General features: G+C 48.0%; 11 protein-coding genes. 6 read left to right on the top strand and 5 right to left on the bottom strand.

Annotation, left to right across the window (positions count from 1 at the left end):
- Positions 1-4 precede the first annotated feature (4 nt).
- The gene (gene aroQ, locus DW947_RS13870) at positions 5-424 is read right to left on the bottom strand and encodes a type II 3-dehydroquinate dehydratase (protein WP_005834372.1); all 420 of its coding nucleotides are present in this window, start codon (positions 422-424) and stop codon (positions 5-7) included.
- A gap of 118 nt (positions 425-542) precedes the next feature.
- On the opposite strand from aroQ, the gene xerD reads away from it, so the two are divergent.
- From xerD to DW947_RS13850, 4 genes are all read left to right on the top strand, one after another.
- Positions 543-1,496 carry a site-specific tyrosine recombinase XerD gene (xerD, locus tag DW947_RS13865; protein ID WP_005830767.1) on the top strand — a complete coding sequence of 318 codons (954 nt, stop codon included), beginning with the start codon at positions 543-545 and terminating at the stop codon, positions 1,494-1,496.
- A gap of 136 nt (positions 1,497-1,632) precedes the next feature.
- Positions 1,633-3,327: a tetratricopeptide repeat protein gene (locus DW947_RS13860; protein WP_005834370.1), complete on the top strand. Its 1,695-nt coding sequence runs from the start codon at positions 1,633-1,635 to the stop codon at positions 3,325-3,327.
- Positions 3,328-3,438: 111 nt separating this feature from the next.
- Positions 3,439-4,512 (top strand): TlpA disulfide reductase family protein, encoded by a 1,074-nt coding sequence (locus tag DW947_RS13855; protein ID WP_117878805.1) that lies wholly within the window; start codon positions 3,439-3,441, stop codon positions 4,510-4,512.
- Between the two features lie 37 nt (positions 4,513-4,549).
- The gene (locus DW947_RS13850; RefSeq protein ID WP_005830774.1) at positions 4,550-6,088 is read left to right on the top strand and encodes a YifB family Mg chelatase-like AAA ATPase; all 1,539 of its coding nucleotides are present in this window, start codon (positions 4,550-4,552) and stop codon (positions 6,086-6,088) included.
- A gap of 63 nt (positions 6,089-6,151) precedes the next feature.
- Here the strand turns inward: DW947_RS13850 and DW947_RS13845 are convergent, their stop codons facing one another.
- A complete protein-coding gene (locus tag DW947_RS13845; RefSeq protein ID WP_117963206.1) occupies positions 6,152-8,215 on the bottom strand; it encodes an acetate--CoA ligase family protein in 2,064 nt (687 codons plus the stop codon).
- A 168-nt stretch (positions 8,216-8,383) separates the two neighbouring features.
- Here DW947_RS13845 and DW947_RS13840 point away from each other — a divergent pair, with 168 nt between their 5' ends.
- Positions 8,384-9,316 (top strand): acyltransferase family protein, encoded by a 933-nt coding sequence (locus DW947_RS13840; RefSeq protein WP_117963204.1) that lies wholly within the window; start codon positions 8,384-8,386, stop codon positions 9,314-9,316.
- Here DW947_RS13840 and DW947_RS13835 read toward each other — a convergent pair.
- From DW947_RS13835 to DW947_RS13825, 3 genes are all read right to left on the bottom strand, one after another.
- Positions 9,303-10,322 (bottom strand): sensor histidine kinase, encoded by a 1,020-nt coding sequence (locus tag DW947_RS13835; protein WP_117963202.1) that lies wholly within the window; start codon positions 10,320-10,322, stop codon positions 9,303-9,305. The two genes, DW947_RS13840 and DW947_RS13835, sit on opposite strands and share 14 nt — an antisense overlap.
- Positions 10,323-10,332: 10 nt before the next feature.
- On the bottom strand, positions 10,333-11,091 hold the full coding sequence (locus DW947_RS13830; protein ID WP_005834358.1) for a LytR/AlgR family response regulator transcription factor: 759 nt from the start codon (positions 11,089-11,091) through the stop codon (positions 10,333-10,335).
- 65 nt (positions 11,092-11,156) lie between these two features.
- On the bottom strand, positions 11,157-12,065 hold the full coding sequence (locus DW947_RS13825; RefSeq protein WP_005834356.1) for a DUF6268 family outer membrane beta-barrel protein: 909 nt from the start codon (positions 12,063-12,065) through the stop codon (positions 11,157-11,159).
- Between the two features lie 246 nt (positions 12,066-12,311).
- On the opposite strand from DW947_RS13825, the gene DW947_RS13815 reads away from it, so the two are divergent.
- The gene (locus DW947_RS13815; protein WP_005834355.1) at positions 12,312-12,752 is read left to right on the top strand and encodes a DUF6078 family protein; all 441 of its coding nucleotides are present in this window, start codon (positions 12,312-12,314) and stop codon (positions 12,750-12,752) included.
- Positions 12,753-12,836: the final 84 nt, after the last annotated feature.

The following is a 12,836-nucleotide window of genomic DNA, read 5'->3' as shown; positions in this document are numbered from 1 at the left end:
TTATTTAATAATCTTTTAATGCCTCCATGGCCAGACGGTAGGAGTTCAGCCCGAAACCGAGAATGACACCCTTGCAAGCGCAGGAAATCATGGACACATGACGAAAAGCCTCGCGGGCATGTACATTAGAGATATGCACCTCAATCACCGGAGAAGTGACCGAACGGATAGCATCTTGCAGAGCGATGGACGTATGGGTGTAAGCACCCGCATTCAAAATGATGCCGTCCACATCAAAACCTACCTGCTGAATCTTGTCTATCAGCTCTCCCTCAATGTTGGACTGGAAATAGTCAATCTGTACATCCGCATATTTCTTACGGAGTTCGGCAAGGTAGTCTTCAAAAGTAACGCTACCGTAAATGGAAGGTTCACGTTTGCCCAAGAGATTTATATTGGGGCCGTTAATAATCTGTATCCTCATAACACAATTTTTTATACCTTTGCGGTGCAAAGATAGTGCAAACCGAAAGCAGATGCAAATTTATTTGCAATTTGCTGAAATGCAGCCTATTTTCGCGAAGCAAAGGTAGAAAAAAGAAATGAAATCAGAAGAAAAATCCACGAATAAGGAGAAACAAACGCTGATAATCAGAAAGTACCACCAGTATCTGAAACTGGAAAAAGCACTCTCACCCAATACAGTGGATGCTTACCAAACAGACTTACAGAAGCTGCTGCACTTTCTGGAAGGAGAGGGTATCGCTATCCTTGACACTACCCTGGATGACTTGCAGCATTTTGCCTCCGGACTGCACGACATCGGCATCCATCCCCGCTCGCAGGCACGCATCTTGTCGGGCATCAAGTCATTCTTCCATTTCCTCGTCATGGCCGACTACCTGGAGGGAGACCCCAGCGAACTGTTGGAGGGACCCAAAATCGGATTCAAGCTTCCAGAAGTACTGACAGTGGAAGAGATAGACCGCATCATCTCCGCCATTGACCTAGGCACAAACGAGGGGCAACGCAACCGGGCCATCCTCGAGACTCTATACAGTTGCGGCCTACGGGTATCGGAACTGTGCAACCTGAAAATCTCCGACTTGTATTTCGACGAAGGCTTCATCAAGGTAGAAGGTAAGGGCAGCAAACAGCGCCTTGTACCCATATCGTCCCGTGCCATCAAGGAGATAAGGAACTGGTTCGTGGACCGCAATGGAGGCTGGAAAATCAAGAAGGACTTCGAGGACTATGTATTCCTGGCACGCTGGGGCAAAAATATCTCGCGCATCATGGTATTCCATCTCATCAAGGAACTGGCGAAGAAGGCCGGCATCACCAAAAACATCAGTCCGCACACCTTCCGCCATTCCTTTGCCACCCACCTGCTTGAAGGAGGCGCCAACCTGCGCGCCATACAAAGTATGCTGGGTCACGAATCTATCGCTACAACAGAAATTTACACACATATTGACCGGCACAGATTGCGCAGTGAAATCATAGAACATCATCCCCGCAATATAAAGTACCGCAAAGAGCGGGAAATTCATTAAATTATGATAAAATTGCTGCGCGAGTTAACAAACTGTAATAGGATTTAATATCTTTGCGTTGTTGTGTCCATGCCCAAACAGCACACTAAAATGGAATAGACAAATTTCAATTACAAACAATTAATTTATACCTAAAATGACTAAGAAATTGTATCTGCCGTTTTTAATGGCAATGGTTGTTGCATTAATGACATCGTGCAGCAAAAAGATGGGTGAATTGTCATCAGATTATTTCACCGTAACTCCTCAAGTTCTGGAAGCTGTGGGTGGTAAAGTTCCCGCTACAATCAACGGAAAATTCCCCGAAAAGTACTTCAACAAGAAGGCTGTGGTAGAAGTGACCCCTGTGCTGAAATGGAATGGCGGCGAAGCTAAAGGCCAGTCGGCTGTGTTCCAGGGCGAAAAAGTAGAAGGTAACGACCAGACTATCTCTTACAAGATGGGCGGCAGCTACACTATGAAGACATCTTTCGACTATGTACCGGAAATGGCCAAATCCGAACTGTATCTGGAATTCAAGGCTACAGTAGGCAAAAAGACTGTCACTATCCCTGCTGTAAAAGTAGCTGATGGTGTAATCTCCACTTCTGAGATGCTGGAACAAACATTGGGCAGCGCTAACCCCGCCAATGGTGACGACGCTTTCCAACGTATCATCAAAGAAAAGCATGACGCCAACATCATGTTCTTGATTCAACAAGCCAACGTACGCGCCAGCGAATTGAAGACTGCCAAAGAATTCGGCAAAGAAGTGAAAAACATAGACGAAGCTGAAAACAAGAAAATCAGCAACATCGAAATCTCCGCATACGCTTCTCCCGATGGTGGTGTAGGCTTGAATACTACACTGGCTGAGAACCGCCAGGACAACACGGCTAAAATCATCAACAGAGATTTGAAGAAAGCAAAAATCGATGCAGCAGTAGACACCAAGTATACAGCTCAGGACTGGGAAGGCTTCCAGGAACTGGTATCCAAATCAAACATCCAAGATAAAGAATTGATTCTTCGCGTTCTTTCCATGTATCAGGATCCTGAACAAAGAGAACAAGAAATCAAGAACATCTCTTCTGTTTATAAAACTTTGGCTGACGAAATCCTGCCGCAACTGCGTCGTTCACGCCTGACTTTGAATTACGAAATCATCGGTAAGTCTGACGAAGAAATCGCAAACCTCGCCGACAGCGATGCCAAGCAGCTGAACATCGAAGAATTACTGTATGCCACCACCTTGACTAAAGATGCTGCCAAGCAAGAAGCCATCTTCACAAAAGCTACTCAAATCTACCCGAACGATTTCCGTGCTTACAACAACTTAGGTAAACTGGCTTATCAGGCTGGTGATCTTGACAAGGCTGAAAGCTACTTCAAGAAAGCTCTCTCCATCAAGGATGCTCCTGAAGCAAACATGAATCTCGGTCTGATTGCCTTGACCAAGGGCGACAGAACAGCAGCAGAAAGCTATCTGAGCAAGGCTTCCGGTTCTAAGGAACTGAACGAGGCATTGGGTAATCTGTATGTTGCTCAAGGACAGTACGACAAGGCTGTCAGCTCATTTGGCGACACTAAGACTAACAGCGCTGCTTTGGCACAAATCCTGGCTAAGGACTACAACAAGGCTAAGAACACACTGGCTGCTATCGAAAGACCAGACGCTTATACTGACTACCTGATGGCTGTACTTGGCGCAAGAACCAACAATACATCTATGGTAACCAGCAGTCTGAAGAATGCCATTGCAAAAGAACCGGCTTTGGCAAAGAAGGCTGCTTCTGACCTGGAATTCGCCAAATACTTCACTAACACTGACTTTATGAATATCATCAAATAATAAAGGTTAGATTGAAAAGAACGTGCCCGGCATAGAAATATGTCGGGCATTTCTTTTTATTCACACCAAAAAGAAGTATTTTCGCGACGAAGTATCAGAAAAAGAACCGGAATGAAGAAAATCTATCTTGCATACCTTCTGCTTATTATATTGTCTGCCTGCGGCAGCAAAAATACAAATTCAGTCTACCTAAATGGTGAAATCAAAGGGCTGGGGAATGATACCCTTTATATATATGGTACGGACAAGTTCTATAACCGTATGGACACTCTGCTTGTCAAGGATGACAAGTTCTCTGCAACCCTCACCACCGACACACTTGCCTCTACATGGTTGCAATTCAGTGACGGTACGGAATATCCGCTTTACCTGGACAAAGGAGACAACATAAAGATAAAAGGTTCTGCCGCCGAACTTACTTCACTGGAAATCACGGGGAATGTTCCCAATGAAGAACTGACCGCCTTTCAGAAAGAGTTGAAAGGTTTGAGTACTCCCTCGGAGAAAGCATTGGAAGAAAAAGCAGAAGCCTTCATCAACAGCCATCCTTCTTCACTGGTAAGTATCTATCTGCTGGAGAAATATTTCGTGCAAAAACCGCAACCGGACTTCTCCTTAATCAAAGAAATGACAGAACACATGACCGGAGGCCTGAAAGACCGCCCATATGTGGACGAACTGCTTGACCTTATCCAAGAAGAAGAGAAGGTATCCGTCGGGAAAACCATCCCTTACGTCAACCTGCCCAATGCCAAAGGTACATCAATCAGCCGTACTAGCTTTAAAGATAAATATCTGTTGATACATTTTTGGGCATCCTGGGACCCACAAAGCATGGAGGCCAACGCTGCCCTGCGTCGGATTTACAAGAAAGAAGAAAAGAACAAGCTATTCGCACTCTGGGGCATTTCCTTGGATATCGACAGAAAGGAATGGGAAGAAGCAATCAAAAGAGATACCCTGAAGTGGGAACAGAGTTGTGATTTCTCCGGATGGAACACAGCGCCCATCAAACAGCTCGCCATACAAGCATTGCCTGCCAATCTGTTCCTTAGCCCTTCCGGAAAAATTGAAGGGAAGAATATGAGTGAGGAAGACATCAAAAAGAAACTGGAGGAGATAGAGCAAAAGGAAAAAGAGAAGAAAAAGAGTGAAAAGAAACTCAAAAAACAAAACCGACGGTAGCCTATCCTGCCATCACTAACCCCTAATCACTAAAAACGTGCTCATAAAAGTTTTTGGAGCGGCTGTTCAAGGTATTGACGCAACCCTCATCACCATTGAAGTCAACAGTTCCAGAGGCTGTATGTTCTATTTAGTCGGTTTGCCGGACTCTGCGGTCAAAGAAAGCCATCAACGTATCATATCTGCTTTGCAGGTCAACGGCTACCGGATGCCGACCAGCAATATTGTCATCAACATGGCTCCGGCTGACATCCGCAAGGAAGGTGCAGCTTACGATTTACCTTTAGCCATCGGCATACTTGCCGCCAGCGAAGTTATCCAGTCCGATAAGCTGGAACGCTATCTGCTGATGGGTGAACTAAGCCTTGACGGCAGCCTGCAACCTATCAAAGGAGCACTCCCCATTGCCATCAAGGCCAGAGAACTGGGGTTTGAGGGTATGATTGTACCGCAACAGAATGCCCACGAAGCGGCAGTAGTAAACAATCTGAAAGTGTACGGAGCGGGAAACATCAAGGAAGTTATAGAATTCTTTAATGGCACGCAGGAATTAACCCCTACGTTAGTCAACACCCGCGAGGAATTCTATTCCCAGCAGAGCAACTTTGATTTCGACTTTGCAGAAGTAAAAGGACAGGAAAATGTGAAACGAGCCTTGGAGGTAGCTGCTTCGGGCAGCCACAACATACTTCTCATCGGTTCGCCGGGCAGCGGTAAGTCCATGCTTGCCAAGCGTCTGCCGTCTATACTTCCTCCCCTCTCTTTGGGAGAGAGTCTGGAAACGACCAAGATTCATTCTGTTGCCGGAAAGTTGGGCAAAGACGGTGGACTCATCTCGAAACGCCCGTTCCGCGCCCCTCACCACACCATTTCTACGGTAGCGATGACCGGTGGAGGAAGTTTCCCCCAGCCCGGTGAAATCAGTCTGGCACATAACGGAATTTTATATCTTGATGAACTGCCAGAGTACAGCCGTAACGTATTGGAGGTTCTTCGCCAACCGCTGGAAGATAGGAAGATTACCGTGTCACGCATCCGATGCAATGTAGAGTACCCGGCAAGTTTTATGCTGGTAGCCTCTATGAATCCGTGTCCATGCGGGTATTACACGCATCCCACCAAGGCTTGTGTATGCAGTCCTGGACAAGTACAAAAGTACCTGAACCGCATATCCGGACCTTTGCTCGACCGTATCGACCTGCAAATTGAAGTCACCCCACTCCCCTTTGAAGAGATGGCAGATTCTCGCCCCGGCGAATCGAGCGCCACCATACGCGAGCGTGTGATACGTGCCCGACAAATTCAAGAAGCAAGGTATGCAGACATTCCCGGCATATATTGTAATGCCCAGATGAACAGTAAACTGCTTGCTCGCCACGCCCGTCCGGATGACAAAGGACTTGCCATGCTCAAAACTGCCATGAACCGCCTAAACCTTTCGGCCCGCGCCTACGACCGTATATTGAAAGTATCACGCACCATCGCCGACCTGGAAGGCTGCGAATTGATACAGCCGGCACACTTGGCGGAAGCTATCGGATATAGAAATCTGGATAGGGAGGATTGGGCAGGATGACGGTTAATGATTAATGATTAGTGATTAATGGGCTGCTCATTGAGAGCAATCATTAAACATTAATCATCGTTTCTCTATCCGAATACGTGCATCCACCGCTATCACCTGCTTTTCAGTCGCCAACAATGGATTGATATCCATCTCCTTGATTTCCGTTGCAAAGCGCAGCAAGGTGGAAAGCCGTACAATAATTTCGGCAAATTTATCTTCATTCACTCCCTTCTGCCCACGCGTACCTTTGATAATCTTATAGGCACGCAACGAGTGAATCATGGAGTAAGCCTCCTCGTAGGACAACGGTGCAAGACCGGAAGATATATCCTTCAGCACCTCCACAAAAATACCGCCCAGGCCGCAGAGTACCACATGTCCGAACTTCTCTTCATATTTGGCACCGATAAACAATTCCGTCCCTTTCAACATCGGCTGCACCATGATAGCACTAGCTTCGGGAATCTGCATCATACGGTCGAATTCCAATGCCAAATGCTGTTCACTCTTGATATTGAGCACAACACCGCCCACATCCGACTTATGCACCGGCCCCACCACCTTTGCCACCACCGGGAACCCCGTGCGACGCGCAAAGGCAAGCACTTCTTCCTTGTTGTCCGAAACAAACTCCTCCACAATAGGAATACCTGCAGAGCGGAGCAATGCCTGCACATAGTGCGGGGCGATATAACCGTCCGCAGGAATGGAATCTATAATCCGGCGGATACGGGGAACATCCACTCCAAAGAGCTCGATTTCATTATTGGCAGGCCGCGGGGCATTCATTATCCGCGAAAGTGCCGTACCCAAAGTCACTTCATCGGCAAAGTTCACATGGCCCTTTGCCAGAAAAGCAGCAACCTCGGCTCCTGCCGTATTGATGGAAGGAAGAATCGGAAAAATCGGCTTCTTGCAATGCAGCATCTTCTCGTGCAGCACATCATACATTTCAAACATGGTCACCAGCCCCGGAGTGCCGAAAATAGCCATTACAGCATCAATATTGTCAAACTTCTCCTCACAATACTCCAGACAGAGGCGCAGATGTTCCGGCGTACCCGTAGCCAGAATATCAATGGGATTCCCCACAGCCGCACCGGGGAAAAGCTTACCCTTAAGTTCCTCCGCCACCGGTCCTTCCAGTTTCGGAACATTCAGTCCGCCCTTACTCAACGCATCGGTCAGCATCACTCCCGGACCGCCGGCATGGGTAATGATGGCGAAGTTTTTCCCTTTCAGTTCCGGCAGTGTGAAGATACAACCTACGGTCGTCAGCTCCTCGCGCGAATAGCAACGCACAATACCCGCCTTACGGAACAAGGCCTCTACCGCCGAATCGCTACTGGCAATGGCCCCCGTATGCGAACTCGCCGCCCGGCTGCCGCTTTCGCTACTGCCCGCCTTGATGGCCGCAATCTTGCAGCCCTTCTTGATGAGCGAGGATGCATGAAACAGCAGACGGTCGGGGTCACCGATACTCTCTATATAAAGAAGTTTTATTCTGGAATCCGCTTCCGGATTGAAGTGTTCGTCCATGTATTGCAACACATCCTCCACGCCGATTTGCTTGGCATTGCCCACAGACCATACAGAGTTGAATTGCAATCCCTTGGTCACGGCGCTCTCCAATATGAACACCGCTGTGGCACCGGAGCTGGAAATCAGGTCTACCCCTTGCGGATGCAGTTGCGGGATGGGCTGGCTGAATACACTGTGATGCCACGAGTTCATAAAACCGATACAGTTGGGGCCTATCAGAGAGGCTCCATACCGGTTCACCGTTTCCAGTATGCGATCTTCCAGCACAGCACCCTCATGGGTCTCCTCACCAAAACCGGCAGAAAGGATAATGAACGCCTTCACCTGCTTCTCCGCAGCAAGCATCTCCACCGCATCGGGACAAAGCGCGGCAGGTATGGCAAGGATGGCTAGGTCCGTATCGGGAATGTCCTTCACATCCGCAAAGGCAGCAACACCCTGCACTTCAGTCTCTTTCGGATTCACGGCACGAAGCTCACCGGTATATCCGCCGCTAAGCAGATTTTTCAGGATAGCCCCTCCGGGTTTGTGTACATTGTTGGATGCCCCCACTACCACAATACTGGCCGGGTGAAGTAATTGGCTTGTTATCATAGTCTGTTTTACATTAAGTTAATGATTCATGCACAAATATACATTTTCCATACATAAAAGCAATCGGTAAAAGAGAAAATAAGCTTAATCCCTTTGCAAAATATAAATAAGTTTACGGAAGTATATATATTTGTGCCGTCAATAACAATACGCAGAAAACTACCCTATATGGAAAGCCGTGTCAAAGAGATAGATTATCTGAAATGCATCTTCATCACCCTGATGATTATCTTCCACCTTGTATATATAGGCGACAAGTATCCGTATGCGAAACAAATCGTCTATACGTTCCACATGTCCGCTTTCCTGATTATTTCGGGCTATCTGGCCAATAACCGGAAGGATGCCCGAAGCTTTTTCCGCAAGTTTCTATGGATTTTCATTCCGTATGCCTGCATGGAAGCGGCCTATACGGTGATGTCGCATTTCCTGCCCGTACGCGAAAGTGTAGATGCCATTACTCCTGCCGTATTGCTCGACAAGATATTCCTCCATCCGATGGGGCCTTACTGGTATCTGCATACACTGATTCTGTGCAGCCTCATCTATTACATCACGTTCCGTTATGTACGGCTGTCGGTTGTCTCCCGGCTGGTTGTGGCCGGTGTCTGCCTGTTTGCCCTTTCCCATTGGGGAGGATTGATGAATTTCTCCAATGCCCTCTATTTCCTTATCGGCATGACAGTGAGCCAAAGTGGGCTTCGTTTTACACAAGTTTTTCGCGCCACAACCTTCGCCATTGTCCCATTCGTAATACTATGCTGCTTTCCCGACAATCTAGATAGGGGGACTCTGGCAGGAGTCACCATCACCTGGCTTTCCATCAGCCTGCTGTCGGCAGCCTACGGCTATCTGCCGGCGCAAGCCAAACGGCTTTCCTTCTTTATAGGGCGCAATACGCTGGTCATACTTCTTTTCTCGCCCATCTTCACCATTCTCTCCAAGACGTTTCTGCCCGTATTCGCCTTCGACCCTACGGGGATGCTGTTCCTTGTCACTGCCACCGTCTTCACTCTTAGCGGCTGCATGGGCATGGCGTGGGCTATGGACAAGATGCACGTTTCCAGATTCTTCTTCGGGAAGAGTACTATATTGTGTTGAGGCGGTTCACGTCTCTGCCCACAAAGGGAAGTTTCACCACAAACTCCTTTTCGTCCTTAAGAATCTCCACCAGCATGCCGTATAAGGCATACTGCCGTTGCATGTTCTTCAATCCCGCTCCATTACTGGCCACATAGTTGCGCAACTGAAGATTGTTGCGTACCGTAATCCCTTCGTTTCCTATGGATATATGGACTATCAGCGGCGACTTCTTTGTACTGATATTATGCTTCAAGGCATTCTCCACAAGCATCTGTATGCTGGCAGGAATGACGAGACAATGATGATTCCGCAAATCATCTTCTATCTCCACATGCAGCGCATCGCCAAAGCGGATATGCTCCAGGTATAAGTACGACTCTACGAACGCCAGCTCTTCCTGCACGGTCACCGTAGCCCTGCCGTGCGTAGTAAGCAGATAGCGGTACACCGTAGACAGCTTCTTGGCAAACCGGTTCGTCTTTTCGGCATCCTGATAAGCAAGGGAGGCAAGGACATTCAGACTATTGAATAAGAAATGAGGATTAATCTGGTTTTTCAGCACCTCGAACTGATACAGCGCCTTCTCCTTCTCGATGACAGCCATCTGCTTCTCCATCTCCGAACGTTGCAGGCTATAGAAGAATATCTCTATCTGCAGAACGATAATCCAGTTCCACGGCACTACCGGCAGGGAGTTTCTCAGGATATGCCAGAAATTTCCATGCCCGCCCATCAGCAGGAAGTTCAAGATGTACGTCAACAGAACAGCCAGTGCAGTGGTCAACACGATATCCACCAGAATCCTCACCGCATTGTTGCGCTGTTTCAGTCTTTTATATATCAAGTTGATAACCCCAAAGTCGATGAACCCCAGCCCTATGCACAAAGGAAGATTCAGAAAGAACTGCACCATGATATTCGCATACCACGGCTTACCGCTGATGACGTTATAAACGCACCCTATGACAAGCAACGAGACGGAAACCGTCAGTATAAAAAGGAATATGTATCTCTTATGCCTCATAACTTATAGCTCATACCACTCCGTCCACCCATTTCAAGAAATCGGCCACGCGACTGCGGCTCACCAATACCTCGTGCGGGCACTCCGGCTCGAAGTAAAGCTTCAAGCGACTGCCGAAGTACCTGGAACTCTTCCGGATGGACCTAATGTTGGATATGCAGCTCCTTGAAACCCTAAAGAAAACATCCCTATCCAGCATTCCCTCCAACTGGTCCAGCGAGTAGCTGATGATATACCGTTTCCCGGAGAAGAGGTGCAGATAAGTCAACTTGTCCTCACTATAAAAGAAAGCGACATCCGGAGTTTCTACGTAGCGGAAGGTATCGCCTACCTGCACCAGAAAACGGTTCTTCTTGTTGGCTGCCAAGTAGCCGAGTTCCAGTTGCCGATATTCGGGAGCCGCAGAACGGAGGGCACTGTTGCGCTCGAACTTGCACAAGGCTGCTTCTAGGTCGCTTTCTTCAATGGGTTTCAGCAGATAGTCGATGCTGTTTACCTTGAAAGCCTTGATGGCATATTCGTCGTAGGCGGTGGTGAAGATAACGGGCAAATCGACGGGACACTGCTCGAATATCTCAAAGCTCAACCCGTCGGACAAGCGGATATCTACAATCATCAAGTCCAGGCTGCCCTGACGCAAGAGCAGTACAGCCTGCTCCACGCTCTCTGCCCAGCCCGCCAACTGCCAGGAAGGGCGCAGCCGTTGCATCATACGCTTCAGCTCTTCGTAGGCGAAGCGCTCATCTTCTACTAATAAATACTTTACCATAAAACGTGTCTGTTATTGCGACAAAGATACTATTTTACCTCTTGTCTTTACTAAAATGGCATTTGTCATTTCAGCGTATACCTGAATCCCACCGTCAGGCGCAGAGTCGGTCTGAAGCAAGGCTCGTCCTCATCGTTCTTGAAGTTATTGAGAAAACCTTTCAAACTACGGTCCGACATACTTATTCCGCGTATCCAGTTACCGCCTACTCCCAGATAAACAGCCGTCTTCCTACTCAACTGGTACGAAGGACTGATGTATGACCTCAGCATGACGGTAGAATAGATTTTCGATTTCCCGTCGACTTCCATCACGGCAGACATGCCGTCCATATCGAGGGCGGTCAGTTCCAGCTTCAGCTTCTTGTTCAGCCAGGTGGCGACGGACACTTTCATGCCGCTGGACATATCCACTTTCAGTTCATACCTGCCGGCATTCCTCCAACTGAAGTACATCATGGGCAGTATCATCGGGATACCATAAGAGTTCGTCAACCCCGCACCGATGCCCAAGTCGAGGTTCTTCCGCAGTTTATAGACAAAGATGATTGCTCCATTAGCCAGTAGGGTCTTCATGGAAACCCCGTCCAACGGGGCATAGACACCGCCGCCCACAGAGGCTATGATACTCCACTTGTCGGACAGGGGACGGATGTGGGAGATATTCAGACTGGCATTCAGCAGATTGTCCGGATTCAACTCCCGCGCCTGCCCCTTATTATGGAATACGCCATAGGCAGCATTGACGGTTGCCGACCACGCCACCAGCCTGCCCTTGTCGTCATGCCTGACGGAAAGCGGCAGGTTATACCTTCCCGATACCATCATCAGGCTGCCCGAACCATACTCGTTGCCGAGGTCATCCTTCAACGAACTTTCGGGCAGATAGTCGTAACTGATATAGCCTTGCCCCCGGCAGCAGAACGGCCACGCCGCAAGCCACAACACCAATAGAATCACAGAGTTTGTCTTCATGGGAATATGCAAATGTTTTCTGCAAATATAGTCCTGCGGCAAGTAAGCGGGAAGCATTTACGGACGGGGTGCGGAATGGGGAGGACGAAATGCGGAAACCGGAAGGCGGAATGATTCCATGTTTTACGTTACGCATTTCACGTTACGTAAAATACATAATATTTTCGGGATAAAACAAATATCAGGTGAAGCACCCATCAATCTCCAAACTAATTGTACCTTTGCGGAACTTTAAACAAAAAAATGATGAAAGAAGAAACTTTCGATTATTCCAAAGTTCCCCATAACTTCGGCTTATGCGCTACTGACACATGCCCTTATACTGACACCTGCCTGCGCCGGATTGCATATACGTATGCACCCTCAAACAACATCTTCCTATATGTACTGAATCCGAAAGCAATAGAGTCCACAGCGGGAAAATGCAAATATTATTGCTCGAATAAGAAAGTGCGCTATGCCAAAGGCTTTATCCATACGGCAGAAGCCATCTCTGTCGGCCAGTCCGGCACGTTCCGCTACCGGCTCATCGGCTTATGGGGTATCCGAAGATATTATCAGAAGCGGAAAGGGGAAACTTTGCTCTCACCAACCGAGCAGCAACAAGTCATTGCAATTGCCCGTAACTTAGGACTCCAACGGGCGGAGTACTTCGACGCTTATGTAGAAGAGTACGACTTCACATGACGACTCCGGTCACCTCACATGATAACTCCGGTTACTGTCTTATCCTGATATAGGTAGACACATTTACAAACTAATAAATGTGTT

Source organism: Bacteroides sp. AM44-19 (genome assembly GCF_003603395.1).
GTDB lineage: Bacteria > Bacteroidota > Bacteroidia > Bacteroidales > Bacteroidaceae > Bacteroides > Bacteroides uniformis.
Note: the sequence above shows the minus strand (reverse complement) of the source record. Positions and strands in the feature narration are given on the sequence as shown.